We start from the raw sequence: 25,450 nt of genomic DNA, 5'->3' as shown, positions 1-25,450 counted from the left end.
TCGCGCGTCCGCAGTGAGGACCGGTGCGCCGCGTCCCCGGCGCGGCTCGACACGCTGGTCCCCACCGATGGCGGTACGGCCGACTAGGTTGGCGGTCGAGGGCCATGACGCCCGTCCGGTCCGGGAAGGGACGTGCGATGAGCGACGACCGCCAGGAACCTCCCGCCGGCGAGCACGACGACGACCGGACCCGTCCCCTGCCACCGCCCGCCGACCGGTCCGAGTCACCGCCACCGGCCCAACCCGCCCCCGCGCCGGACGAGACCGCGCCGGTCACTCGGCCTGCCGCGCCGGACGAGACCGCGCCGCTCGACCGCGCCGCGCCGGACGAGACCGCGCCGTCGCCGGACCAGACCATGCCGATTGATCGTTCGGCTGGTACACCTCCGGGTGCGGCGAGCGACCAGACGACGCGGATCCCCGCGGGGCCGCCGAGCCCGCCGCCGACCCCACCGTCGTGGTCTGGACGGGCTGAGGTCCGACCGCCCCGGTCGGCGGAACCCGCCGGGGAGTGGTACGTGGAGGAACAGGGTGGCCGGCGATGGTGGCTGCCGATCCTCTGGGGTGTGCTCGCGCTGCTGCTTGCCGGCCTGCTCGGGGGCGCCCTCTGGTTGGTGCTCTCCAGCCGGGAAGAGGATCGCGACAGCCCCCGGTCCACCCCGTCCGCCAGTGCGACCAGCGCCGCACCGACGAGCGCGTCCCCGACCTCGGCAGCGCCGACCAGCGAGACGCCGAGCAGCTCGCCGACCACCACGGCACCGGAGGAGGTGCCGGTGCCGCCGCTCACCGGTCTGCCGCAGGCCACTGCCGAGGGGCTGCTGGACCGGCTCGGCCTCGCCTACCGGGTGGTCTACCGGCCGTCGGAACTGCCCCCGGGCACCGTGGTGGGCACCGAGCCGGAGGCAGGCACGTCCGTGTCGACCGACGACGAGGTGCTGTTGGTGATCTCCCAGGCCCGGCCCTCGACCGGGGCGAGCCCGACCACGCCGAGCCCCACGGTGACGAACACGCCGTGAGCGGCGGTCACCACATCCGGCGGCGCGTGCCGACCAGGCCGAGGCCGGCCAGCGAGATGGTGAGGCCGAAGATTCCGGACCAGAACAGGGAGCGGCGGACGTCCGTCGCGGTGTGCCCGGCCGGAGCTGCTTCGGTGAGCTCCTGACGCCCGTCGGACTGGCCGCCAGCACCGTGGCCGGCCACCGGGGCGGTCGGGTCGGCAACTCCGGCCTGGCTGCTCCGAGCATCGGCGCCGGTCCAGCCAGGCTCGTCGCGCACCGATGGATCTGCGTCGGACGGAGGGTCGACGTCGACGACGGTGATCTCCGGTGCGGGCACCGGCGCGGTCAGCCGGGTGGACGACATCGCTGGGTCGCGGAAGAGGACAAGCAGTGTGGCCATGGCCCCGAGGAGGGCGAGTAGGCCGAATGCGTAGGCGATACGGGAGCGGTGGTGCCGCCGCAGGGCGGGCTGATTGACCATGACCATCCCAGGGTCAGGGTCCTGGACGCGCGGGTGGAACGGTGCCGGGGTGGGCGTACCGATTCTATGGCGACGGCACGCCCACCGGCGGCGGATCGGGTCGGTCAGCCCACCCGGAGTGGGGTACGGGCGACCGGCCGTCGGGCCCGCACGGTGTGCGGACGGGGCTCGGGGGCGGCCTGCAGTTGCTCCAGACCGGCCCGCTGGACGAAGATCGAACGTCGGTTGACCGCGTCGCCCGCGGCGTTCAACTCGTATCCGTCGAGCCAGAGCCAGCCGTCATAGGTGGGCCAGTCGAGCACCCGGATCACCCGGAACTTGATAGGCCTGAGGAACTGGACACTCGCCGCGCGAGTCACGTGCAGTACGTCACCGGTGCGGGGAAGCACATGGGCTCCTGGGGAGGATCGGCCGGCGGTGGTGCCGGCGGTGCCTGAACGGGGGACGTCTCGGCCGGCGACGGGGTCGTGCCTCGTGAACCGGTGGTGCGGATGGTGGTGGTCGGGCCGTACTCCGCTGGTGACGTGCCGCCACCCGACCACCACCCGACTGCTTCCGGGAACCGCGCCCGCCGCCGCAGCTTGCCGGCTTGCAGCGGCGGGGTCATTACCCCGGAGCAGGTCTCGTTGTCGTCGGCCGGGCCCGCGTCGTGTCCGGCATCCCCGGCTCGGTGGGGTCACCACTCCGAGGGACCGAACGGAGACGCTGAGTGATCCGTGCCATACGGACAGAGTGCATCAGGGACGTGCTTCATGCAAGTTGCACGTCGACTTTTGCCAATACGTGAGCGTGTCGCGCGAAAGGCCTATTGAAGCCTTCCGCGTGCGGACGGCACACTGAGGGCCGGTATCGCCCGTCGCGGCCGGCCGAGGACCGGCACCACTCCCTTCGTCGCGAACGCTCGCCGGTCGACGGTCGCGCCCCCGGCGGGTGTCACCAGTGGCGCGTGACCGGAGGTAGCCCGAGTGGGGTCGAGCAGCCAGCGTCGGGGACCAGTGGCGCACGGGTTGCGCCATGAGTGAGCGGCGCAGTCCCACCATCAGACGGCGACGGCTCGGTGCCGAGCTGCGCCGCCAGCGGGAGTCCGCCGGAATCACCATCGAGGTGGTCGCCGAGCAGTTGGAGTGCTCCGCCTCGAAGGTCTCCCGGATCGAGACCGGCCACACCACGGCCACCCCTCGCGACGTGCGGGACATGCTGCGGATCTACGGCGTGGTCGGTGCCGAGAGCGACGAGCTGGTGCAGATCGCCCGGGAGGCGCGCCAGAAGGGCTGGTGGCACCCGTACAGCACGGTGCTCGTCGGCGCGTACGTCGGGCTGGAGGCGGCGGCCAGCTCGATCCGGGCGTACGAACAGCAGGTCGTGCCGGGTCTTCTGGAGACCGAGGAGTACGCCGGAGCCATGATCCGTGCCGCTCGGCCGGACTTCACCGCCGATCAGGTCCACCAAAGGGTGCGTGTCCGTCTGGGCCGTCAGTCGTTATTGACCCAGGACGATCCGGTCGATCTGTGGGTGGTGCTCGATGAGGCGGTGGTAAGTCGGCCGGTGGGCGGGGACGAGGTGATGCGCGGCCAACTCAAGCGGTTGGTCGAGGTGGCCGAGTTGCCGAACGTGACGCTGCAGATCCTGCCGTTCGAGGTGGGTGCGCACGCCGGCATGGACGGCACTTTCACGATCCTCAGCTTCCCTGAGCCCGGTGATCCGGATGTTGTGTACGCGGAGAACGCCACGGGTGGGCTTTTCCTCGAGAAGAGCGACGAACTGCAGAAGTACAGCTTCATCTTCGATCACATCCGCGCTGCGGCCATACGTCCGGAGGAGTCCGTCGCACACATCGCAAAACTGGCAGAGGAGCCGTTGTGGAAATGGCGACCAAGGGGTTCCCCGTGGACCTGACGCAGGCAGCATGGTTCAAGAGCTCGAAGAGCGGGCCGAACTGTGACAACTGCGTGGAGGTGGCATACGTGACGGGGGCGGTCGGAGTGCGGGACTCGAAGGACAAGGCGGGCCCAGCCCTGGTCTTCGCGCCGGGTGACTGGCACGCCTTCGTCTCCGGCACCCGTGGCGGTGCGTTCGGCGTGGCCTGACCGAGTGGTCAACGAGTCCCCGTCCGGTCCGCCGGGCGGGGACTCTGCCGTGTCCGGGGAAAAGCCCTGGTGGGCGGTCGGTTCGTGACGGTGTTCGGTGATGTTCCGGAGGCAATCCCGTCGCCACAACGCGCCCGTCTCGTTGAACCGGTCGGTACGGCGCTGGTCAACGACCCGTCGCACTGACCCGAAACCGAGCGAGTAGGCGAGACGGATGACGACGATCGGTTCAGACAACCTCACCAGCGGTCCGGCCAAGCCGGAACGATTCGGTGGCAAGTATCGCGGGGCCCGTCGGGACACCGTTCTGACCGAGGTGGTCTCTTCCGACCAGGAACTGAGCGGTCGGGAGGGGTCCTCCGAGTCGACGGATCCGCCGCTCTCGCTGCCTTCGCTGGACCCCAACCCGCTGATCGAGCCGTCGTTTCCGCCGGCTGGATGGCCGATGGAGCCCACCGAGTCCTTTGCCGACCACCCGTTGCTGCGTGGCCTCCTGATGGAGTTGCCGCCGAAGGGCAGCGTGCCGTCGCAGGACTGGCTGGACCGTTGGTTCGAGGCGACCAGGGCGATCCTGGAGTTGCTATACGTGCAGGGGGCCGGTCGCCCGCGTTGACCGTGGCGCGTCGGGCTGGGCCCGCTCGGCGAGGCGGCTGTGGCGTAGCGCGTGCCGGACAGCGATGGCGGCCACCGCGAGCGCGCCGACGGTGATCGCCGGCCCGGTGACACTCGGATCGGCGCCGAGGTCGGTGCCCACCGCCGCGATCACCGCAGGCACCGTGGCCAGGGCGGTCACCTGCAGTGGCAGCCCGAGCAGCGGGTGGGCCGCGGCGGCGCGCAGCCCGTGCGGCGCGGGTGCGGCGGGCGCGTTGGCGAAGGCGCCCGCACCGGCCCACAACCGGCGGACCCGCCGCACCGAGCAGACCGACGCCACGAGCGCCGGCCCGGCCGCCAGGCCGAGCCCCGCGGCGGCAAGATCGACCGTCGTCGTGCCGGCGCTGAGCAGACCGCCGCCGAGCACGGCCGCGGTGAGCGCCGCCCCGGTGAGGGTCAACACCAGCAACCATCCGGTACGCCGGCGCAGCGCGCGGGTGTTGTGCAGCCGAGGAAGGCCGTCGGCAACGACACCGGCGGCCAACCAGAGGGCGGCGACCGGAAGCAGGATGGTGAGCTGACTCTCCATGTTCGAGAGTCTTTCCCGGATCTCGGCGGCGCGAATCCGGGCCGGTCCCCCGTTCGCCCCGGACGTCGGGCCCGTAGGGGGCATCCTCCTGGAGTTATGGACGTTTCGACATGTCCAACTGCCCGGGCACTGATCTACCCTCAGCTAGATCGGCAATTGTCGATTGATGTTGGGGACCGGGGGTCGCGATCCGCCGCCGGTCGGAGGGAGGTAGGAAATGGGTCTTCCACGAAGGTCCGTGCTGGTCGGGGTGGCCGCGGCCACGATGTTGGCCGTCGGCACCCCAGCGCTGGCCGCCGAACCCACCGGTGCGGTCCGGGCCGCCGGCGGTGCCACCGCCGTGCCGGACAGCTACATCGTCGTACTCAAGGACAGCGCGGTGGCCCGGGACCGGGTCGGTGACACCGCGAAGCGACTCTCCGGCCGACACGGCGGCACGGTGGCCCGCACCTACGGCGCGGCGCTGCGCGGCTTCGAGGTCAAGGTCAGCGCGGGCGCGGCAGCGCGGATCGCGGCCGACCCGGCGGTGGCGTACGTCGAACAGAACCACACCGTGTCGATCTCCGGAACACAGGCCAACCCGCCCTCCTGGGGCCTGGACCGGATCGACCAGCGCAACCTGCCGCTGGACAGCTCCTACACCTACCCCAACACGGCGAGCAACGTGCACGCCTACATCATCGACACTGGCATCCGCTTCTCCCACAACGACTTCGGTGGTCGGGCGACCTCCGGCTACGACGCGGTGGACGGCGGCTCGGCCGACGACTGCAACGGGCACGGCACGCACGTCGCCGGCACCGTCGGCGGATCCGCGTACGGGGTGGCCAAGGCCGTCCAGCTCGTCGGCGTACGGGTGCTGAACTGCTCCGGCAGCGGCACGAACGCCGGTGTGATCGGCGGCGTCGACTGGGTCACCGCAAACGCGATCAAGCCGGCTGTGGCCAACATGAGCCTCGGCGGCGGCGCGAACAGCTCGCTGGACAACGCCGTCCGCAACTCGATCGCCTCGGGCGTGACGTACGGCCTGGCGGCCGGCAACGACAACGGCGCGAACGCGTGCAACACGTCGCCGGCGCGTACCACGGAGGCCATCACGGTGGGCTCGACGACCAGCTCGGACGCCCGCTCGTCGTTCTCCAACGTCGGCACCTGCCTGGACATCTTCGCGCCCGGGTCGTCGATCACCTCGGCCTGGTACAACAGCAACACCGCGACCAACACGATCAGCGGCACGTCGATGGCCACGCCGCACGTGGTCGGAGCGGCGGCCCTGGTGGCCAGCGCCAACCCGGGCTGGACCCCGGCGCAGGTCCGCAACCAACTGGTGGCCAGCGCGACGCCCAACGTGGTCTCCAACCCCGGCTCAAGCTCGCCCAACCTGTTGCTCTACGTGGGCACCGGCACCACCCCGCCGCCGCCCACCGGCTGCACGGGCACCAACGGCTCCGACGTGTCGATCCCGGACGCCGGCGCTGCGGTGACCAGCTCGATCACCATCTCCGGCTGTGGACGCAACGCCTCGTCGACCTCCACCGTCGCGGTGAACATCGTGCACACCTACCGCGGTGACCTGGTCATCGACCTGCTCGCGCCGGACGGCAGCGCGTACCGGTTGAAGAACAGCAGCACCTCGGACAGCGCCGACAACGTGAACGCCACGTACACCGTCAACGTGTCCGGTGAGGCCGCCGACGGCATCTGGCGGCTCCAGGTGCGGGACACCTACTCGGCCGACACCGGCTACATCAACACCTGGACCCTGACCGTCTGACCGGTCTCCCACGGCCGAGGCCCCACCGGAGGACCGGTGGGGCCTCGTGCCGTACGGGATCGGATCAGACCGAGAAGGTGGCCGGCATCTCGGTGGCCGGTGCCGGCGGGCGGGCCTTCCACAGGCCGGTCTTCTGCGCGGCGAGCCGGCCCAGGTAGGCCGGGTTGAGGATGACGTAGCGGCGCCAGAGCCTCTTCGGCTCCAGACCCAGACGCCAGAACCACTCCAGGCCCGCACGCTGCATCCACGGCGGGGGCTGGCGGAGCAACCCGGCGTGGTAGTCGAAGGCCGCACCGACCGCCATCAGCGGCATGTCGAGCAGCGGTCGCATGGCGTACGTGAAGACCTCCTGGCGCGGGCAGCCGAGCCCCACCAGGACCAGCCGGGCACCGCTGGAGCGGATCCGGTCGGCGATCTCGGCATCCTCACCGGGCTGGGCGGCGCGGAACTTGGACGGCTCCACCCCGGCGATCTTCAGCGCCGGGAACATCCGCTCCAGGGCCGGGATCAGCCTGGCGAGGGTCTCCTCGGTCGAGCCGTACAGGTAGACCGGCAGGCCCTCGTCGGCGAAGCGTGACAGCACGTGCAGGGTCAGCGTCGGCCCGTAGACCCGGTCGGTGAGCCCGGCCTGGTGCAGCAGGTTGAGCGCCCAGCGCACCGGCTGCCCGTCCGGGGTGACCATGTCGAAGGAGTTGAGCCGCGCGTTGTGGGCCGGGTCCAGCACTCCGGTCATCACGCCGTGCACGGCCAACGCGGTCAGCGCCAGCGGGCGCCGCTCGTGCGCCGCGGTCACCACCGCATCGGTCGCCGTGGAGTAGTCGGTGGCGTCGACCAGAACACCGAGCACGTTGCGCTTGGTCCGTGGTGTGGTCATGACTGGGGCACCCACTTGCCCACGTTGGCCTCGTAGATCTCGCGCAGGATCATCGGCACGTCGTATGTGATCTTCCAGTCCGGGTACTGCGCCTCGAAGCGGGCCATGCTGCTGACGTACCACTGGTGGTCGCCGGTGCGGTTCTGCTCGACGTAGTTGATCTGCGCCTCGCGGCCGGTGATCTCCTCGGCGATCCGGAACGCCTCGATGTGGGAGGTGTTGGAGTGCCGGCCGCCGCCCAGGTTGTAGACCTCGGCGGAGCGCGGGGCCCGGAAGAACGCCTCGAACGCGGTCAGCACGTCATGCGAGTGGATCGCGTCGCGGACCATCTTGCCCTTGTAGCCGAACAGGTTGTACGTGCGGCCCTCCATGACGCAGCGCATCAGGTAGGCCAGGAACCCGTGCAGCTCGGCCGCGGAGTGGGCCGGGCCGGTCAGCGTGCCGCCCCGGAAGCAGGCGGTCTTCATGTCGAAGTAGCGCCCGTACTCCTGGACCATCACGTCCGCGGCGACCTTGGAAGCGCCGAAGACCGAGTGCAGCGAGTGGTCGATCGACATCTCTTCGGTGATGCCCTGGTGCCAGCGGTGGTCCTCGGGCAGCTCGTACCGTGTCTCCAGCTCGACCAGCGGCAGGCTGTTCGGCCGGTCGCCGTAGACCTTGTTGGTCGAGCAGTGGATGAACGGCGCGTCGATCGCGTGCAGGCGGGTGTTCTCCAGGATGTTGAGCGTGCCGCCGGCGTTCACGTCGAAGTCCGTGTACGGCTCCTTGGCGGCCCAGTCGTGGCTCGGCTGGGCGGCGCTGTGGATCACCACGGCGATGTTCGAGCCGTACTTCTTGAAGACCTGCTCCAGGCCGTCCCGGTCCCGGATGTCCACCGCGAAGTGCGTGTACGAGTTGCCCAGGTCACGGCCGAGCCGCTCCAGGCTCCACGAGGTGGAGCCGTCCTCGCCGAAGAAGTACCGGCGCATGTCGTTGTCGATGCCGACGACGTCCAGACCGAGGCCGGCGAAGTGCCGGACCGCCTCGGAGCCGATCAGGCCACCCGACCCTGTCACCAACGCGACACTCACACGCCACTCCTGGTCCATCGGAGGCAGAATCCATCGCAGCATAGCGTGGCGTCCGGCACGTCCCGATATGACGGAAGGGCCCCGCATCAAGCGGAGCCCTCGTCGGTGGTGGGGATGGGGGGAGTTGAACCCCCACGCCCTTTCGGGCACACGGACCTGAACCGTGCGCGTCTGCCATTCCGCCACATCCCCGTGGCACGACCCGGAACACTGTAGCCGCCCCGGTCCCCCTGTCTCCAGCGGGCCTCGGGAATACTACGCTGTCCCTGGCGCTCGCCACGAACGATTACCGTTCGTGGCGGACGAAAGATTAGCACGACAGTCCCGGCCCTTCCGAACGGGCCGAGAGCAGGCGGCCGAGCGGCGTGTGAGCTGCGCGCGCGCCGGCCGGATACCATCATGTCCTCGGGACCCGAGGAGGAGCCGGTGAGCGTGCTGCAACGCTTCGAGAAGCGTCTGGAAGGCCTGGTCGAAGGGGCCTTCGCCAAGGTCTTCAAAGGGGTGGTCCACCCCGTGGAGATCCTCAACGCCATGCAGCGGGAGGCCGAGGCGCACAAGGCGATCCTGGCCGGTGGGCGCACGTTGGTGCCCAACCGCTACGTGATCGATCTCTCGCCGTTCGACCACAGTCGGCTGGCGCCGTACGCCGCTGCCCTGGCCCAGGAGTTGGCCCAGTCGCAGGCGGAGTTCATCGGCGAGCAGGCCTGGACTGTCTACGGCGACGTGATCGTCGAGATCGAGCGAGGTGAGGGCCTGGACACGGGCATGTTCCGTGTCACGGCCGAGGTCTACACCGGCGGCGAGGTCGCCCCGGTGTCGGCACCCGGCTACGACGCCGGTCCACCCGCCTACCCCGCGTACGACCAGGGCGGTGGCTACGGCCCCCCGCCCGGGCACGGTGGCGGTCGCAACGTGCGGCTGGTCTCCGGCGACGGTCGCACCTACCCCCTCCAGATGGGGTCGACGGTGATCGGCCGTGGCGACCAGGCCAACCTGCGCCTGCCCGACGTCGGCATCTCCCGGCGACACGCCCGGCTGGATTTCGACGGCGGCCAGGTCGTGCTGACCGATCTGGGGTCGACCAACGGCACCATGGTCAACGGGCAGCGGGTCTCCGCCGTCGCACTGAACCCCGGTGACATGGTCCAGCTCGGTACGACGACGCTGACCTTCCGCGTGGACGGCTGACCCGCCTTGCCGGAACTGGTCATCACGGTTGCCCGGTTCGGGTTCCTGATCCTGCTGTGGATCTTCGTGTTCACGGTGGTCGGTGTGATCCGCAGGGATCTCTTCGCGGGCGCCCGGTCCGGTCGCCTGGTCGCCGCACCACGCGCGGTGGGAGCCTCGACCGGGCAGGCGGCGAAGCCGGCGAAGGTGAAACGGGGCAGGGCGGCACACCAGATGGTGGTGACGGCCGGTCAACTGGCCGGCACCAGGATCACTCTGGGTGAAGCGCAGATCACCATTGGTCGGGCCGAGGACTCCACCCTGGTCATCACCGACGACTACGCCTCCGCGCGACACGCCCGGCTCGTGCCGCGCGACGGGCAGTGGTACGTCGAGGACCTCGGCTCGACTAACGGCACGTACCTCGATCGCGCTAAGGTCACCGGACCAACCCCCGTCCCCCTCGGCGTGCCGATCCGGATCGGCCGCACTTCCCTCGAATTACGGCCATGACTCTGACCCTGCGCTATGCGGCCCACAGCGACCGCGGTCTGATCCGAGACGGCAATCAAGACTCCGTCTACGCCGGACCGCGGCTACTCGCCGTTGCCGACGGCATGGGCGGTATGGCCGCCGGTGACGTCGCCAGCAACATCGTCATCGGTGCCATGGCGCCGCTCGACGAGGACGTCCCGGGGGACGCCCTCGTCGATGCGTTGCGTTCGGCCGTGGGCACCGCCAACCAACAACTCCGCGACACGGTGGACGCCAACCCGCAGTTGGAGGGGATGGGCACCACACTGACGGCGACCCTCTTCACCGGCAGCAAGCTGGGAATGGTCCACATCGGTGACTCGCGGGCCTACCTGCTGCGCAACGGCGAGTTCGCGCAGATCACCAAAGACGACACCTACGTCCAGATGCTCGTCGACGAAGGCCGGATCAGCGCCGAGGAGGCGAGCAGCCACCCGCAGCGGTCGCTGCTCACCCGCGCGCTGGACGGCCGGGACATCGATCCGGAGTACTCGGTGCGCCAGGTTCTCCCCGGCGACCGGTACCTGATCTGCTCCGACGGCCTCTCGGGTGTGGTCAGCGCCGAAACCATCGGCGAGACCCTGCGGGAATACGTCGACCCGCAGCAGTGCGTCGAGCGGCTGGTGCAGCTCGCGCTGCGCGGCGGCGGCCCGGACAACATCACGGTGATCATCGCCGACGCGACGGATCAGGACATCGTCGAGGCGACCCCGATCGTCGGCGGCGCCGCCGCCCGCGACCGGGGCATGGCGACGTCCGCGGACGACTCGACCCCGGCCGCCCGGGCCTCGGCGCTCTCCGCGCCGCGCCCGCCCGCGCCGGAGGAGCCGGCGGCTTCGGACGACGACTCGGACCGGCCGAAGCGCCGTCCGGTACGGACCGCCGCCATGACGTTGGCTCTGCTGGTCATCGTCGGCGGAGCAGCCTTCGGTGGCTGGACGTACACCCAGCGGCAGTACTACGTGGGAGCCACCGAGGAGGGCCAGGTCGCCGTCTTCCGTGGCGTCCAGGGTCAGATCGCCGGGATGGACCTCTCCACCGTGCACCGGCGCAGCGGCACCCGACTGGACGACCTCACGGTCGCCGCGCAGGACACTGTCAAGGTCGGCATCCGGGCCAAGAACGAGCCGGACGCCGAGCGTCAGCTCGCCGAGCTGACCAGTGACACCCCGGCCAACCCCAACCTGAAGCCGCTCTGCCCGCTCGACCCGACCGCCACGGTGGGCGGCACTCCGACGCCCCTGCCGACCGGTACGACGCCGACCCCGAACGGCAGCCCGAGTGCCGATGCGTCGGTGACCCCCAACGGGGTTGTCAGCGCGAGCCCGACCGTCGGTGCCACCGACGCCATCGGTGCGACCGGCCAGACCACCACACCCGACCTCACGCCCTCCGATTCGGCCCCACCGGCGCTCGACCCGGCCGGTTGCCGGTCTCCTGAGTGAGCGTCGGCTGAGATCCAGAGGACTCCACCCGTGACCGTAGCGGCCACACCGGCACCCTCGCCCGCCACCGCGGGCGAGCAGTCCGGCGTACGCCTGGCGCGGTCGCGCCGCAACGCCGAGCTGTCCCTGCTGCTGCTCGCGATGGTGCTGGTGGCCGCGTACGGGGCGACCGTCGAAGCGAACCTGCTGGACACGGTCACCTCGGACTTTTGGATGCCCGCAGCCGCTCTCGGTGCGGTCTTCCTCGGGCTGCACCTGGTCATCCGGTTCCTCGCCCCGTTCGCCGACCCGGCCCTGCTGCCAGCGGTGGCCCTGCTCAACGGGCTCGGGGTGGGCTTCCTGCGTCGGATCGACCTGGGCGACGCCCCGGTGCCCGAACGGGAGACCCTGGCCATCTTCGCCGGGATCGGGGGGCGGCAGCTCGCGTGGACGCTCGCCTCGGTGATCCTCGCCGCCGCGCTGCTCGCCCTGATGCGCGACCACCGGTCGATCTCGCGGTACGCGTACACCCTGGGGTTGGCCGGCATCGTGCTGGTGATGCTCCCGGCGGTGCTGCCGGCCAGCATCTCCGAGATCAACGGCGCGAAGCTGTGGGTCCGGGTGGGCGGTTTCTCCATCCAGCCGGGTGAGTTCGCGAAGCTGGCGCTGCTGGTCTTCTTCGCCTACTACCTGGTGCGCAAGCGCGAGGTGCTCTCGCTGGCCAGTCGGCGCTTCCTCGGCATCGACTTCCCCCGCGGCCGGGACCTCGGCCCGGTGGTCGGCGTCTGGGTGGTCAGCCTCCTCGTCCTGGTCTTCGAGAAGGACCTGGGCACCTCGCTGCTCTACTTCGGCATGTTCGTGGTGACGCTCTACATCGCCACCGAACGGGTCAGCTGGCTGCTGATCGGCCTGGTCCTCTTCTTCGGCGGCGCCTATCTCGCGTACGTCCTCGGTTCGACCATCGGCGGGCCGTTCGCCAACTTCTACGTGCGGGCGGAGATCTGGCTGGACCCGTTCGCCGACCCGACCGACAAGGGTTACCAGCTCGTCCAGGGGTTGCTCGCCCTGGGCACGGGCGGGCTCTTCGGTGCGGGGCCGGGCGGCGGTCAGCCGGAGATCCTGCCGGAGGTGCAGAACGACTTCATCTTCGCCGGCCTCGGTGAGGAGCTCGGCCTCTTCGGCCTCTCCGCGCTGCTGGTCGTCTACCTGCTGATCGTGGAGCGGGGGCTGCGTGCCGCGCTCGCGGTCCGGGACTCGTTCGGCAAGCTGCTCGCCGGCGGTCTGGCGTTCACCCTCGGCCTCCAGGTCTTCGTGATCGTCGGCGGGATCAGCAAGCTCATCCCGCTGACCGGTCAGACCACCCCGTTCCTGTCCGCCGGTGGCTCGTCGTTGATGGCCAACTGGTTGCTCATCGCGGTGCTGCTGCGGGTCTCCGACGGAGCCCGCCGGCCGGTGGGCGGGAGCGCCAGCAAGGCTGCTCGACCCGCCGGCGCCCCGCCCGAGCAGCTACACGGTGCTCCCACGGAGGTGATCAAGCCGTGAACGCACCACTGCGCCGGGTCGGCGTTGTCGTCATGGTCCTGTTCGGCCTGCTCTTCGCGAACCTCAACTGGGTCCAGTTCCAGAAGGCCGACGAATACCGCACCAGTGACTACAACGGTCGGGTCCAGGTCGCCGAGTACGACCGGAAGCGCGGCAACATCGAGGCTGGGGGCGCCGCCGTGGCCACCAGCAAGGAGACCACCGGCAACCTCAAGTTCCAGCGCACCTATCCGAGCGGCGCCAAGTACGCCCACGTGCTCGGCTACAAGCCGGTCAACCTCGCCGAGACCGGCATCGAACAGGTGGAGAACGACTTCCTGGCCGGCACCAGCGACCAGTTGATCGGCGACCGGGTGAAGGACATGTTCACCGGCGACGACACCGGTGGCGGCAACGTGCTGCTCACGCTCTCCAAGCGGGCCCAGGACGTGGCGTACGACCAGTTGCGCAACAACCAGGTGGGGGCGAAGCGGGGCGCGGCCATCGCCATCGACCCGCGTACGGGTGCCGTGCAGGCGCTGGTCTCCATGCCGAGCTTCGACCCGAACCCGCTGGCCAGCCACAGCACGAACGAGGCGGCGGCGGCGTACAACAAGCTGGAACAGGACCCGGACGGCCCGCTGAAGAACCGCGCGCTCTCCGAGACGCTGCCTCCGGGCTCCACCTTCAAGATCGTGGTGGCCGCGGCGGCGTTGGAGAACGGGATCACCAAGACGACCCAGATCCCGGCCGGCTCCAGCTGGACCCCGCCCACCTCGGGCAGCCCGATCCGCAACGCCGCCGCGTCGATCTGCCCGGAGCCAAAGGTGACCCTGCTGGAAGCGGTCACCGAGTCGTGCAACACCGGCTTCGCCCAGCTCGGCGTGCGGCTCGGCGCCGACACCCTGAAGGAGAAGGCCCGCCAGTTCGGTTTCGAGCAGGACGACCTCTCCGTCGGTCACCTCGGCGAGGGCGGCCTGCGCACCGAGGCCAGTCGCACCGGGGACATGCAGAACCCGGACGGCAGCACCGACCCGGCCGCGTTGGCCCAGTCCTCGATCGGCCAGAACAACGTGCGGATGACGCCGCTCGAAGGCGCGATGATCGCCAGTGCCGTCGCCGACCAGGGCAAGCAGCAGCGGCCGTACCTCGTGCGTCAGCTCCTCGCCCCGGACCGCACCACCAGTTACTACAACGCCAAGCCCCGTGAGCTGCGCCAACCGGTCAGCCCGCAGGTCGCCGCCGACCTGCGGGAGATGATGGTCAGCGTGGTCCAGAACGGCACCGGCAGGAAGGCCGCGATCAGCGGCTACACCGTCGGCGGCAAGACTGGCACCGCGCAGTCCGCCCCGGACCGGCCCGACCACGGTTGGTTCATCGGCTTCGCGCTGGACAAGAACGGCACGCCGGTCTCCGCGGTCTGCGTGATGTTGGAGCAGGCCGGCTCCGGCGGCAGCGCCGAGGCGGCCCGGATCGCGGGCCAGGTCATGCGGGCCGCAATTCAAGACCCCGGGGGCCGCTGATGCTGAGCCCCGGCGTCCAGCTCGGCAACCGCTACCGTCTCGACGAGCGGATCGCCAGCGGCGGCATGGGCGACGTCTGGCGCGGCACCGACCAGGTGCTCGGCCGGACGGTTGCGGTCAAGAGCCTGCTGCCCGCGCTGCTGGACGACCCGGACTTCGCCGAGCGGTTCCGCGGTGAGGCCCGCACCATGGCCACCATCAACCACCCCGGTGTGGTCGACGTCTACGACTTCGGCAACGACCAGCAGATCGCTTTCCTGGTCATGGAGTACGTCGAGGGCGACGCCCTGTCGTCCACGCTGAGCCGGGTCGGCCGGCTCACCCCGGCCCGCACGATGGCTCTCGTCGCGCAGGCGGCGGACGCGTTGCACGCGGCGCACGAGAAGGGCATCGTGCACCGCGACGTGAAGCCGGGCAACCTGCTGGTCCGGCCGAACGGCACGCTGGTGCTGACCGACTTCGGCATCGCCCGCTCCGACCTCGTCGGCCAGCTCACCGCCGCCGGCTCGGTGCTCGGCACCGCCTCGTACATCTCGCCTGAGCAGGCCACCGGCGGCGTGGCGACCCCGGCTTCCGACGTGTACGCGCTCGGCGTGGTCGCCTACCAGTGCCTGGCCGGTCGGCGTCCGTTCGAGGGCGACAACCCGCTCGACATCGCGATGCAGCACGTGCGGGAGAAGCCCCGGCCGTTGCCCGCCGACATCCCGCCGCAGGTGCGCCAGGTGGTGGAACGCGCGCTGGCCAAGGACCCGGCCGCCCGGTGGCCGAGCGCCGCCGCACTCGCCGGGGTCGCCCGCCAGCTCAAGGCCGCGCTCTCCCAGCAGGCCAGGGCCGCTGGCAACTCCGGGCCGGTTTCCGCGGCCCCGGCTTCGCCCGCCGCGCCCGGCCGGGCCCAGGTGCCGCAGGCGCACCAGATGCGCCCGCCAGGTGCCCGCCCGCCGGCCGCCGCACAGAGGCCGACCGCGGTCGTGCCGGCTCAGCAGCCGCGCCCCACCGCCGTCGCGCCGGCAGTCCAGCCCGCCCGGCCGCCGATGGCACCGAACGGTTATCCGCGCGGCGCCGCCGCGGTGCCGTCGGCACCGCCCCGTCAGGAACACCCACCGGCGTACGTCCGGCAGGCCGGTCCGTCGGTGCCGTCACCTGATCCCCGTCGGTCCCGGCCCGGAATGGTTCTTCTCGCCATCCTGCTGGCCGTGCTGGTCCTACTTTGCTCCGGCGTGATTTCCTACAACCTGCGGAAGCAGTCACAGGCCGGTGCACCCGCCGGGCTGACTCCACGTGCCGTGACGTCCGGCGCGCTACGACTCGACGGGCGCGACGATCCGACCCTAACGTCGTACCGTCGGGAGATACGACTCCAGCCGGGCAACGGCGGGACGACGACGAGCGAAGGACGACAGACGCGATGACAGCGCAGGCCCGCCTGCTCGGTGGCAGGTACCAGGTCGGCGAGCTGCTCGGCTACGGCGGCATGGCCGAGGTGCACCGCGGTCGCGACCTCCGGCTCGGTCGGGACGTCGCGATCAAGATGCTCCGTACCGACCTGGCTCGGGACGCGACGTTCCAGATGCGATTCCGTCGGGAGGCGCAGAACGCCGCCTCGCTCAACCACCCGGCGATCGTGGCGGTCTACGACACCGGCGAGGAGACCGCGCCGACCGGCGAGACACTGCCGTTCATCGTCATGGAGTTCGTCAACGGGCGGACCTTGAAGGAGGTCCTCGGCGCCGAGGGTCGGTTGCAGCCGCGCCGGGCGTTGGAGATCTGCGCCGACATGTGTGCGGCGCTGGAGTTCAGCCACCGGCACGGCATCATCCACCGCGACATCAAGCCGGGCAACGTGATGCTCACCCAGACCGGCCAGGTCAAGGTGATGGACTTCGGCATCGCCCGTGCGCTCGCCAGCGGTGCGACCACCATGACGCAGACCAGCGCGGTGATCGGCACGGCGCAGTACCTGTCCCCGGAGCAGGCGCGCGGCGAGGCCGTCGATGCCCGCTCCGACGTGTACGCGGCCGGTTGTGTGCTCTTCGAGCTGGTCTGCGGGCATCCGCCGTTCGTCGGGGACAGCCCGGTCAGCGTCGCCTACCAGCACGTACGGGAGACGCCGCCGACGCCGAGCGACATCAACCCGGACGTCACCCCGGCCATCGACGCGATCGTCCTGAAGGCGCTGTCGAAGAACCCGCTCAACCGCTACCAGAGCGCCGGCGAGATGCGGGCCGACCTTCTCCGTGCCGCCGCCGGCCGACCCGTCCTGGCCACCCCGGTCATGCGTGAGGCAGAGACGGTCGCGATGGCCCCGGCCGGCGGTGGGGGCGGCTATGCGCCTCCCGCCGGTGGTGCGCAGACCCGGCAGATCCCGGCCCGGGTGGGTGACCCGCGCCAACGCAAGGCGTCCTCCTGGCTGATCGCGACGTTCAGCGCGGTCGGTGTGCTGGCGGTGATCGCCCTGGTCGCGGCCCTGCTCTGGACCCAGCAGCAGAACAAGGCCAACAAGTCGGTGCCGAGTCTGGTCGGCAAGAGTCAGGCCGCCGCCGTCGCCGAGATCCGTGGCGCCGACCTTCAGCCGCAGGTGGGCGACTCCGTTCTGGCCAACGACTGCACGAAGGGCACCGTCGCCAAGCAGGATCCTGCGCCGAACACGCGGCTGAAGCAGGCCAGCACGGTGACCATCCAGCTCTGTGGTGGCAAGCCCGACGTGAAGATCCCCGCTGGGCTGATCAACTCCCAGATCGAGAACGTCAGGCCTCAGCTCGAGGATCAGGGGTTGGTGGTCGAGGAGAAGCAGGTCGACAACCCCGCGCAGAAGGGCATCGTCCTCAAGCTGACCCCGCCGTCGGGGACCACCGTCGCGCAGGACAGCAAGGTGATCGTCGAGGTCTCCAGGGGCAACGTCAACAAGGTGCCCAACGTGGTCAACTCCACTCGCGACGAGGCCGCCCAGGAGCTTCGCGAGGCGGGTTACAAGGTCGAGTTCCGCAACGGTGACGAGGTGCCGGCCGACCAGGCCGGTCGGGTCCAGAAGCAGAGCCCGAACGCGGGCACCGAACTGGCCAAGGACAAGACCGTGACCATCGAGATCGGCATTCCGGAGAAGGTGGACCCGACGCCCTCCGTGACGCCGTCCGGCACGCCGTCGGCCACGCCGACCACTCCCGGCAACGGCGGCGGCATCGGTCTGCCGTTCCCGCCCCCGCCGACCCGGCTTCCGGAGGACTAGTCCGACGCCATCGGGCTCGGGCATCGGTATGACAGACCTCGAAGCCTCCGGCGCCGGGCCGGCGAGCGGCCGGTCTCGTCGCCTTCGCCGGGCGGTCGTCCTGGGCATCGCCGTGCTGGTCCTCGTCAGCCTTCCGTGGCTGTGGACGACGTTCGCCGCGCGCGGCCACGTGCACGACGAGGCGGACGCGCCGTCCGCAGACGTGGTGATCGTCCTCGGCACCGCCGTGTCGGCCGATCGGCAGCGGCCAGGTGATCGGCTCGCCGGCCGCCTGGACACCGCCGCGGCGTTGGTGACCAGCGGCCGGGCCAGGGTCGTCCTCGTGTCGGGCGACGGCGGCGGCACATCGGGTGACGAGCCGGCGGTGATGACGTCGTACCTCACCGAGCGCGGTGTCGACCCGCGGCGCGTCGTGGCCGACCCGTTCGGTCTGGACACCTACGACAGTTGCGCTCGGGCGCGCGAGGTGTACGGCATCGAGCGGGCCCTGATCGTGACCCAGTCCTACCACCTGTCCCGGGCGGTGACCCTGTGTCGGCATCTCGGCCTCGACGTCGACGGGGTGGTCGCCCGGTGCGACGGGTGCGGCCCTGCCCTGCTGGCCGAGAAGTCGGTCCGGGACTACTTCGCCAGTGGCAAGGCGGCGTGGGACGCGCTCCGGGGCCGTGCGCCAGCAGTCCGGTCGCCCGCTGACCCGGCGGTCCAGGACGCGCTGCGGAGTTGACCCGGCCCGGGCGGGGCAGCCTCAGCTGGTGGCGAACGCGGCCCGTCGGCGGGCGTTGACCTCGGCGGCGAGCGCGGGTGCCCGCTCCAGTGCCTCCTGGTGACCGCAACCGGCCAGCCAGTTCGCCAACATCAGGTGGCCGCCCTCGGTGAGCACCGACTCCGGGTGGAACTGGACGCCCTCGATGGGCAGCGTCCGGTGCCGCATCGCCATCACCACGCCGGAGCCGGTCCAGCCGGTCACCTCCAGCTCGTCGGGGAGCGTCTCGGGGAGCACGGCGAGTGAGTGGTACCGGGTGGCGGTGAACGGGTCGGGCAGGCCGGCGAGGACGCCCACCGAGTGGTGCCGTACCTCGGAGGTCTTGCCGTGCAGCAGCTCGGGGGCGCGGGTCACGGTCGCCCCGAACGCCTCGCCGATCGCCTGGTGGCCGAGGCAGACGCCGAAGATCGGCAGCTCGCCCGCGTACTCGCGGATGACGTCCAGGCAGATGCCGGCGCGCTCGGGGCTGCCCGGCCCCGGTGAGAGCAGGATGCCGTCCGCACCGACCCTGCCCACCTCCGCGACGTCGATCTCGTCGTTGCGGCGGACGTCGCAGTCCACGCCGAGCTGGCCCAGGTACTGCACGAGGTTGAAGACGAACGAGTCGTAGTTGTCGATCACCAGAACCCGCATGGTCACCTGCTCGGGGAGGACGGCACGGGGTTGTTCTGCTCGGTGTCGTACGGCAGCTCGTGCTCGTCGCCGGCCGGGGTTTCCCCGGTCACCGGGGCGTTGTCGCCCGGCTCCGCGGGAACGCCGGATTCGACCTGCACGTCGTCGAAGGGCAGCAGGGGCTCGGCCCACGGGAAGGCGACATACCAGAGCAGGGCCACTGTGGCGGCCACCAGGAGCACCGAGCCGGTCAGCTTTCCGACCAGGCCGAACGGCAGCTTGCGCCAGATGAACGCGTACATCGGGTCAGCCTCCCAGCTCCGCCGGGCGGCCCGCTGACTTGGGTTGGCTGCGGTCCAGTTCGGCGTGGATGATCAGGCGCTGGTAGTTGTCGAACTTCGGGTTGCACGTGGTCAGGGTGAGCATCCGCTTGGTCGCCTTCTTGTCCGGCTCGCCGGGCACCGGTGCCACCACCTCCACCTGTGTCGGGCGGACGATCCGCGACTGCGACACCCGGTAGACGTACCAGTCGGTCTTGCCCTCGACGACGATCGCGTCGCCGTCGTTGAGCTCGTCCAGTCGCCAGAAGGTGGCCCGGTTGCGGTGGCCGGCGACGGAGAAGTTGCCCACCTGGCCGGGCAGCGCACTGGCCGGGTAGTGGCCCGGGGCGTAGCGGATGTCCTGTTGGGTGACGCCTTCGACCACGACCCAGTTCTTGTCGAGCTTGGGGATGTAGAGGCCCGCGATCGGCTTGCCTCGTACCGGTGGCGACGGTTTGACGCTCGGGCCTGCCGACGGCACCACGGTCGGGTCGTCGGTCGGGCCCCACGCCTGCGCGAGTTGGCTGTTGAGGTCGTTCTGGTGGGCGTCGACGATCGCCGACTTGCCCCACACCTCGTAGCCGGCGAAGAGCAGCACGACGAGGCCGAAGGTGATCAGGACCTCGCCGGTGACGCGGATGCCGCTGCGGATCCGGGAGCCGAGCGACGGCCGGGTGAGCTCGGAGTAGACGCTCTTGTAGCCCTCGCCGGTCTGGTGTGGCCGGAGTTGGACCACGCGTTCGCCGCGTCGGGGTCGGGGAGGCTCGGCGGGGTTGTCGCCGCCACCGGTCTGCTCGTCGGGCACCGAGGTACGGGGCACGGCACCCATCAGCGCCGTCGAGTCCATGGCTGGCGGCCGGGTCGCGGGTGTGGCGGGCACGGTCGGGATCAGCGCGGTGGCGCCGGGGTCGACGGCGCGATCGGGCCCCGCGGGAGAGACCCGACCCGGCCCTGCGGGCGAAACCCGGCCGGGCCCGGGCGGCGGGACACGGCCCGGCCCGGTCGGAGAGAGGCTGTCCTGCCCGGCTGCCGGCACGCGGTCGGGGGCGGCCGGTGAGATCGGCACGGCCGGGGAGCCGGTGGGGCGCGCGGGTCGGGCGGTGACCTGAGGTATGAACGCGGTCGGCGAGTCGGCGACCGGCGGGGTCGACGGGCCGGACGGGACGGGCCGGCCTGTCGCGCCTGCGGTCGGGTGGGTCGGCATTCCGCCGGAAGCACCCGGGCTGCTCGGGGCTGCACTCTGCCCCCCGGCGGTCGCCGGTGGCGGGGTGGGTGCGGCGCCGGCCGGTCGGGTGGACGAGGCGCTGGGCCAGGAAGGTCGGGTCGGGGCGTTGCCGGGCGCAGCCGGCCGAACCGAGGCCTGGTTCATCGGGGTCTGCGGTAGGCCGGGGGTCACCGGAGGGGGAGGGTTTGCCCCACCCTGCGGGCTCGGCCGGTGCGCCGTGTTGCCCGGCCAGGGCGGAGGGGCTTCCACGCCAGGGCGACCCGGGGTGCGGGCCGGATCGGGTCGACCGGTCGTCGGCCGTCCGAGATGGTCGGTGGTCGGCGTGCGGCCAGGCGGCGGCACAGCGGGCCGAGCCTCCCGAGGAGGCTCGGCGGCGCGGGGCGGCTCCGAGGTGCGGGGAGCTTCAGCGGCGCGATTCGGCTCGACGGCGCGATTCGGCTCAGCGGCGCGGGGAGCTTCGGCGGCGCGGGGCGGCTCCGAGGCGCGGGGAGCTTCAGCGGCGCGGGGAGGCTCGGCGGCGCGGGAAGGTTCGGGGGTGGTCGGCGGGCGCGACGCGGCGGGTCGCGCGGGCAACACCGGCTCGGGCCAGTTGCCGGCCGGGGTCGGCCGGGGTGCCGGCTCGGGACGGTCGACCTTGGGCAGGAAATCGGTCGGCTCGTCGGTCTGATTCCGGTGTCGCCCGTCGCGATGCTCGTCCGGCCCGGTCATTTGGGCACCGTAGCCGAGCGCAGGGCGGTCGAGTCCTCGAATGCCGGAACCCGCACCGTGGAGGTCGTCTCCTCGTAACCGAGCTGGTAGTCGTCGACCGCGTCCTTGAACAACCGGACTCCCTCAGAGCTGGCGAGGGCCTGCTGGAGGGCAGCGGGATCGCCGATCGCCACGATCTTGAACGGTGGGGAGTACACCCGACCATGGAGCAGCAGGGTGTTACCGACGCAGCGTACCGCGCTGGTCGTGAGCACGCGGACATTCATGATTGACATGGCCTCCGCCCCGCCGGCCCAGAGCGCGTTGACCACCGCCTGGACGTCCCCCTGATGCACCACCAGGTCGTCGTTGCTGGCGTCCGACTGGGTCTGGTCGAGCTGCGGTGCGTCGTTCAGCTCAACCGTCACACCGGGCCCGGCGAGGGCGGTGAACCCGGCGGACTGGAGGCTGCCCTGGGCGCGGTTCTGCTGGTTCTTGATCGGGACGTCCGAGCCGGCGAGTGTGTTGGTGCGTTGCTCGACCTCGCCGCGCAGCGTGGCGGCCCGTCGCTCGCTCGCCGCAACCTGCTCGCGCCGGTCCTCGATGAGCTGGTTGAGCTGGGGTCGCCGGTCCTCGCGCAGAGCGGTGCCGTCGGCGGTGGTCGCGGAAGTGGTGAAGAGCAGCCCCGCCGCGGCGGCGATCAGGGGCACCCCGATCGACCAGCCCGGACGCCGTTGACGCGGTCGCCGGGGCAGCAGCCCGGCGGCGGCCCGGCGCAGGACCTTCTGCCAGGAGGTTGCGCCGGATGTGTACTCCACCGAGCGTTCCTTCCACGTATCAGGGATCGGTCCGCTCCGGCTGGGCCGGTGATGCGAACAGTCCCGCCTCTTTCGGTCACTCCGTGCACCGGCCTGACCCCATTCGTGGTCCGGGCGGGCAATCGGGACTACGCTAGCTCTCGACATTATTGGCCATGGACCGTCGCCCCCGCGCCCGGTTGTCAGGCCGGACGAGGTCGTCACCCCTCTGGAGAGCGCCGTGCCCAAGTCTCAGGTTCGTAAGAAGAAGGTGTACACCCCGCCGACGGACGTCCGTCCGACGACGACGGCGTCGTCGCGCAAGCCTAGCCCGGTGTGGTTGCCGGTCACCGCGGTCGCCCTGATCGTCGCCGGGATCGGCTGGCTGGTCGTCTACTACCTGTCCGAGCAGGAGTACCCGGTCATGGCGTGGGGCTACTGGAACCTCGCGGTCGGCTTCGGCGCGATGGTCGCCTCGCTGGCGTTGCTCTCCCGCTGGCGCTGAGCCGGCTCGGCGTCGCCGCACCGGCGGTCACGCGTCACCTCACCGAGCCCCTGCCCGGCAGGATCGGGTGGGGCCCCCTATGGTGTCCGCAGGCAGCGTGGCCTACTGCGAGATGACTCACGTTACCGCTGGGTAACCTTCGCGTAGGCTGCATTGCATGACCGAGCGCAGCGAGGTCATCAGGCAGCAGACCGGGGAGGCCAACTCGATGGGCAGCGTCCAGATCGTCACCACGATCCTCGCGGCCGCCATCACCGCCGTGGCGGTGTGGCTTGCGGTGCGTGCGGTCCTGAAGATGGTGGCAGTCATCCGGCTCGGGCAGCCCGCGCCGGAGCGGTTCACGGACAAGGTCACCCGCGCCAGGACCATGCTGGTGGAGACCGCCGGTCACACCCGGATGCTCAAGTGGGGCGTGGTGGGTGCCGCGCACTGGTTCGTGATGGTCGGCTTCGTCGTGCTGTCGCTGCTGGTGCTCGAGGCGTACTTCGAGGTGGTCAGCCCGACCGGCGGGCTGCCGATCATCGGGCACTGGACGATCTTCGGTCTGGCCACCGAGGTCATCACCGTGCTGAGCGTGGTCGGCATCCTGGTGCTGATGGCGATCCGGCTTCGCAACCGGCCGAGCCGGCCGGGCGGGCGGTCCCGGTTCACGGGCTCGACGATGTGGCAGGGCTACTTCGTCGAGTGGATCGTGCTGCTGGTCCTCATCTTCGGGTTGGTGATCCGCGGCTTCAAGGTCGCCACCGACCACTTCGAGTACCCGTTCTGGGCCACCCCGGTCAGCCACGCCGTCGGCGCGGTACTGCCCGACTGGCAGGACGGTACGAGCGTCGCCGCGGTCATCAAGATCATTATTTCGATGACCTGGCTGATCGTCATCTCGCTGAACGTCACCATGGGTGTCGCCTGGCACCGTTTCCTGGCGTTCCCCAACATCTTCTTCAAGCGCGAGCCGGCCCGGCCGGCCGGCTCCGGCCTCGGGGCGCTGCGCCCGATGACGAGCCAGGGCAAGCCGCTCGACTTCGAGGAGGCCGACCCCGAGAAGGACCAGTTCGGCGTCGCCCACGTCGAGCAGTTCAGCTGGAAGGGTCTGCTGGACTTCAGCACCTGCACCGAGTGCGGTCGCTGCCAGTCGCAGTGCCCGGCCTGGAACACCGGCAAGCCCCTGTCGCCCAAGCTGCTCATCCTGAGCCTGCGCGACCACGCCTACGCCAAGGCGCCCTACCTGCTGGCCGGTGGCGGCAAGGACCTGACCGGCGAGGAGAAGGCCACCCAGGCGCAGCTCGCGCACCTGGACGTGCTGGCCCTGGCCGAGGCCGACAAGCCGTTGATCGGCACCGCCGAGGAGGGCGGTGTCATCGATCCCGACGTCCTCTGGTCCTGCACCACCTGCGGCGCCTGCGTCGAGCAGTGCCCGGTGGACATCGAGCACGTCGACCACATCGTCGACATGCGCCGTTACCAGGTGCTGATCGAGTCGAGCTTCCCCTCCGAGGCCGGCGTGATGCTGCGCAACCTGGAGAACAAGGGCAACCCGTGGGGCGCCCCGCAGAACACCCGCGAGGACTGGACCAAGGGCCTGGACTTCGAGGTACCCCGCGTCGGCGAGGTGGACGACTTCGAGTACCTGTTCTGGGTCGGTTGCGCCGGGGCGTTCGAGGACCGGGCCAAGAAGACCACCCGGGCCGTGGCCACCCTGCTCAACGAGGCCGGGGTGAAGTTCGCGATCCTGGGCGAGGGCGAGACCTGCTCCGGTGACCCGGCCCGGCGGATCGGCAACGAGTTCGTCTTCCAGATGCTCGCCCAGCAGAACGTCGAGACGCTGAACGAGGCGTTCGAGGGTCGGGAGAAGGCCAAGCGCAAGATCGTGGCGACCTGCCCGCACTGCTTCAACACCCTGGGCAACGAGTACGGCCAGCTCGGCGGTGAGTTCGAGGTGGTCCACCACACCCAGCTGCTGGCCCACCTGGTCTCCACCGGCAAGCTCACGCCGGTGCAGCCGGTCGACGGCGGGGTCACCTACCACGACCCCTGCTACCTGGGCCGGCACAACCGGGTCTTCGCGGCCCCCCGCGAGGTGCTCGGGGACGCCATCGAGGGCGACCTCACCGAGATGCCGCGCAACAGCGAGCGTTCCTTCTGCTGCGGCGCCGGCGGTGCCCGGATGTGGATGGAAGAGAAGATCGGCAAGCGGATCAACGTGGACCGGGTCGAGGAGGCCATGGCCACCGGGGCGAGGACGGTCGCCGTCGGCTGCCCGTTCTGCTCGACGATGCTCAGCGACGGCGTCAACGGCAAGGGCGCCGGCGAGCAGGTCGAGGTGATCGACGTGGCGACCGTGCTGCTCCGTTCGGTCAAGCCGGAGCAGCCGCAGGGCGGCAAGGAGACGGCGCCGGTCGGCGGCTGAGGCGCGTACTCCTGGGATCTGGACATCGACGGCGGCGGCCCCCTGAGGGGTCGCCGCCGTCGTGCAAGAATCTCGCCGAGGTGAGGCGACATCGACGGCCTGCTCTTGACGACGCTGTTGCCGCTGGTCGGGTTCGTTGCCCTGACCGCGGGCAACGCGTTCTTCGTCGCGGCCGAGTTCGCCCTGGTCACGGTCGACCGCGCCGAGATCGACCGGCGGGCCGCCGCGGGCGCCCCCGCCCCCCCCGCGGCCCCGCTCGCCCCGCGCCCGCCCGACTC

Annotated in this window: 25 protein-coding genes and 1 tRNA gene; 16 read left to right on the top strand and 10 right to left on the bottom strand. The window is 70.8% G+C overall.

Features of this window, described 5'->3' with window-relative positions:
• The first annotated feature begins 137 nt into the window (after positions 1–137).
• Entirely contained in the window at positions 138–1,016 is an 879-nt protein-coding gene (locus LADH09A_RS02955) for a PASTA domain-containing protein (protein WP_238643185.1), read from the top strand.
• Between the two features lie 7 nt (positions 1,017–1,023).
• Here LADH09A_RS02955 and LADH09A_RS02950 read toward each other — a convergent pair whose 3' ends face one another.
• A complete protein-coding gene (locus LADH09A_RS02950) occupies positions 1,024–1,485 on the bottom strand; it encodes a hypothetical protein (protein ID WP_238643184.1) in 462 nt (153 codons plus the stop codon).
• A gap of 98 nt (positions 1,486–1,583) precedes the next feature.
• Positions 1,584–1,868: a hypothetical protein gene (locus LADH09A_RS02945; RefSeq protein WP_088950844.1), complete on the bottom strand. Its 285-nt coding sequence runs from the start codon at positions 1,866–1,868 to the stop codon at positions 1,584–1,586.
• Between the two features lie 625 nt (positions 1,869–2,493).
• Between LADH09A_RS02945 and LADH09A_RS02940 the strand changes: the two genes are divergently transcribed.
• The 3 genes from LADH09A_RS02940 (at position 2,494) to LADH09A_RS02930 (ending at position 4,179) form a co-directional block, all read left to right on the top strand.
• A complete protein-coding gene (locus LADH09A_RS02940) occupies positions 2,494–3,375 on the top strand; it encodes a helix-turn-helix domain-containing protein (RefSeq protein ID WP_030487606.1) in 882 nt (293 codons plus the stop codon).
• The gene (locus tag LADH09A_RS02935; protein ID WP_238643183.1) at positions 3,345–3,566 is read left to right on the top strand and encodes a DUF397 domain-containing protein; all 222 of its coding nucleotides are present in this window, start codon (positions 3,345–3,347) and stop codon (positions 3,564–3,566) included. The genes LADH09A_RS02940 and LADH09A_RS02935 overlap by 31 nt, the downstream gene beginning before the upstream one ends.
• Before the next feature lie 214 nt (positions 3,567–3,780).
• Positions 3,781–4,179: a hypothetical protein gene (locus tag LADH09A_RS02930; protein ID WP_238643182.1), complete on the top strand. Its 399-nt coding sequence runs from the start codon at positions 3,781–3,783 to the stop codon at positions 4,177–4,179.
• On the opposite strand, the gene LADH09A_RS02925 is transcribed toward LADH09A_RS02930, so the two are convergent.
• Positions 4,147–4,746 carry a hypothetical protein gene (locus tag LADH09A_RS02925; protein ID WP_238643181.1) on the bottom strand — a complete coding sequence of 200 codons (600 nt, stop codon included), beginning with the start codon at positions 4,744–4,746 and terminating at the stop codon, positions 4,147–4,149. The genes LADH09A_RS02930 and LADH09A_RS02925 overlap by 33 nt on opposite strands.
• 217 nt (positions 4,747–4,963) lie before the next feature.
• On the opposite strand from LADH09A_RS02925, the gene LADH09A_RS02920 reads away from it, so the two are divergent.
• The gene (locus LADH09A_RS02920) at positions 4,964–6,520 is read left to right on the top strand and encodes a S8 family peptidase (protein WP_238643180.1); all 1,557 of its coding nucleotides are present in this window, start codon (positions 4,964–4,966) and stop codon (positions 6,518–6,520) included.
• Between the two features lie 64 nt (positions 6,521–6,584).
• On the opposite strand, the gene LADH09A_RS02915 is transcribed toward LADH09A_RS02920, so the two are convergent.
• The 3 genes from LADH09A_RS02915 to LADH09A_RS02905 form a co-directional block, all read right to left on the bottom strand.
• The gene (locus tag LADH09A_RS02915) at positions 6,585–7,394 is read right to left on the bottom strand and encodes a WecB/TagA/CpsF family glycosyltransferase (RefSeq protein ID WP_238643179.1); all 810 of its coding nucleotides are present in this window, start codon (positions 7,392–7,394) and stop codon (positions 6,585–6,587) included.
• Positions 7,391–8,506, bottom strand: a complete 1,116-nt coding sequence (locus LADH09A_RS02910) for an NAD-dependent epimerase/dehydratase family protein (protein WP_238643178.1) — start codon at positions 8,504–8,506, stop codon at positions 7,391–7,393. The genes LADH09A_RS02915 and LADH09A_RS02910 overlap by 4 nt, the downstream gene beginning before the upstream one ends.
• A gap of 64 nt (positions 8,507–8,570) precedes the next feature.
• Positions 8,571–8,656: transfer RNA gene (locus LADH09A_RS02905), tRNA-Leu, on the bottom strand.
• Between the two features lie 207 nt (positions 8,657–8,863).
• On the opposite strand from LADH09A_RS02905, the gene LADH09A_RS02900 reads away from it, so the two are divergent.
• Genes LADH09A_RS02900 through LADH09A_RS02865 form a run of 8 tightly spaced genes read left to right on the top strand, consistent with a single transcriptional unit; the run spans position 8,864 to position 18,580 of the window.
• On the top strand, positions 8,864–9,652 hold the full coding sequence (locus LADH09A_RS02900) for an FHA domain-containing protein (RefSeq protein ID WP_007454122.1): 789 nt from the start codon (positions 8,864–8,866) through the stop codon (positions 9,650–9,652).
• 6 nt (positions 9,653–9,658) lie between these two features.
• Positions 9,659–10,144 carry an FHA domain-containing protein FhaB/FipA gene (locus tag LADH09A_RS02895; protein WP_110562905.1) on the top strand — a complete coding sequence of 162 codons (486 nt, stop codon included), beginning with the start codon at positions 9,659–9,661 and terminating at the stop codon, positions 10,142–10,144.
• Positions 10,141–11,610 carry a PP2C family protein-serine/threonine phosphatase gene (locus LADH09A_RS02890; RefSeq protein WP_238643177.1) on the top strand — a complete coding sequence of 490 codons (1,470 nt, stop codon included), beginning with the start codon at positions 10,141–10,143 and terminating at the stop codon, positions 11,608–11,610. The genes LADH09A_RS02895 and LADH09A_RS02890 overlap by 4 nt, the downstream gene beginning before the upstream one ends.
• Positions 11,611–11,640: 30 nt before the next feature.
• Positions 11,641–13,131, top strand: a complete 1,491-nt coding sequence (locus LADH09A_RS02885) for an FtsW/RodA/SpoVE family cell cycle protein (protein ID WP_238643176.1) — start codon at positions 11,641–11,643, stop codon at positions 13,129–13,131.
• Complete coding sequence (locus LADH09A_RS02880; protein WP_238643175.1) at positions 13,128–14,633, top strand: peptidoglycan D,D-transpeptidase FtsI family protein; 1,506 nt, start codon at positions 13,128–13,130, stop codon at positions 14,631–14,633. The genes LADH09A_RS02885 and LADH09A_RS02880 overlap by 4 nt, the downstream gene beginning before the upstream one ends.
• Complete coding sequence (locus LADH09A_RS02875; protein ID WP_238643174.1) at positions 14,633–16,042, top strand: serine/threonine-protein kinase; 1,410 nt, start codon at positions 14,633–14,635, stop codon at positions 16,040–16,042. Before LADH09A_RS02880 ends, LADH09A_RS02875 begins: the two co-directional genes overlap by 1 nt.
• Complete coding sequence (pknB, locus tag LADH09A_RS02870; RefSeq protein WP_238643173.1) at positions 16,039–17,856, top strand: Stk1 family PASTA domain-containing Ser/Thr kinase; 1,818 nt, start codon at positions 16,039–16,041, stop codon at positions 17,854–17,856. The genes LADH09A_RS02875 and pknB overlap by 4 nt, the downstream gene beginning before the upstream one ends.
• A gap of 28 nt (positions 17,857–17,884) precedes the next feature.
• Positions 17,885–18,580: a SanA/YdcF family protein gene (locus LADH09A_RS02865; RefSeq protein ID WP_238643172.1), complete on the top strand. Its 696-nt coding sequence runs from the start codon at positions 17,885–17,887 to the stop codon at positions 18,578–18,580.
• Between the two features lie 21 nt (positions 18,581–18,601).
• On the opposite strand, the gene LADH09A_RS02860 is transcribed toward LADH09A_RS02865, so the two are convergent.
• The 4 genes from LADH09A_RS02860 to LADH09A_RS02845 all read right to left on the bottom strand — a co-directional run bounded on the left by LADH09A_RS02860 (position 18,602) and on the right by LADH09A_RS02845 (position 22,281).
• Positions 18,602–19,252, bottom strand: coding sequence for an aminodeoxychorismate/anthranilate synthase component II (locus tag LADH09A_RS02860; RefSeq protein ID WP_238643171.1), 651 nt, complete (start codon positions 19,250–19,252; stop codon positions 18,602–18,604).
• 2 nt (positions 19,253–19,254) lie between these two features.
• Positions 19,255–19,533 (bottom strand): hypothetical protein, encoded by a 279-nt coding sequence (locus LADH09A_RS02855; protein ID WP_238643170.1) that lies wholly within the window; start codon positions 19,531–19,533, stop codon positions 19,255–19,257.
• Positions 19,534–19,537: 4 nt separating this feature from the next.
• On the bottom strand, positions 19,538–20,431 hold the full coding sequence (locus tag LADH09A_RS02850; RefSeq protein WP_238643169.1) for a class E sortase: 894 nt from the start codon (positions 20,429–20,431) through the stop codon (positions 19,538–19,540).
• Positions 20,432–21,480: 1,049 nt separating this feature from the next.
• On the bottom strand, positions 21,481–22,281 hold the full coding sequence (locus tag LADH09A_RS02845) for a DUF881 domain-containing protein (RefSeq protein ID WP_238643168.1): 801 nt from the start codon (positions 22,279–22,281) through the stop codon (positions 21,481–21,483).
• A gap of 220 nt (positions 22,282–22,501) precedes the next feature.
• Here LADH09A_RS02845 and LADH09A_RS02840 point away from each other — a divergent pair, with 220 nt between their 5' ends.
• The 3 genes from LADH09A_RS02840 to LADH09A_RS02830 form a co-directional block, all read left to right on the top strand.
• Entirely contained in the window at positions 22,502–22,765 is a 264-nt protein-coding gene (locus tag LADH09A_RS02840) for a cell division protein CrgA (RefSeq protein WP_088950861.1), read from the top strand.
• A 208-nt stretch (positions 22,766–22,973) separates the two neighbouring features.
• Positions 22,974–25,172 carry a (Fe-S)-binding protein gene (locus tag LADH09A_RS02835; protein ID WP_238643209.1) on the top strand — a complete coding sequence of 733 codons (2,199 nt, stop codon included), beginning with the start codon at positions 22,974–22,976 and terminating at the stop codon, positions 25,170–25,172.
• Between the two features lie 117 nt (positions 25,173–25,289).
• Positions 25,290–25,450: CNNM domain-containing protein (locus LADH09A_RS02830; RefSeq protein WP_238643208.1), on the top strand; the 161-nt coding region annotated here is incomplete at its 3' end.

This window comes from Micromonospora cabrerizensis (assembly GCF_022230955.1).
GTDB classification, from domain to species: Bacteria; Actinomycetota; Actinomycetes; order Mycobacteriales; family Micromonosporaceae; genus Micromonospora; species Micromonospora cabrerizensis.
The sequence above is the reverse complement of the archived record's forward strand: the minus strand, read 5'-3'. Positions and strand labels throughout refer to the sequence as shown.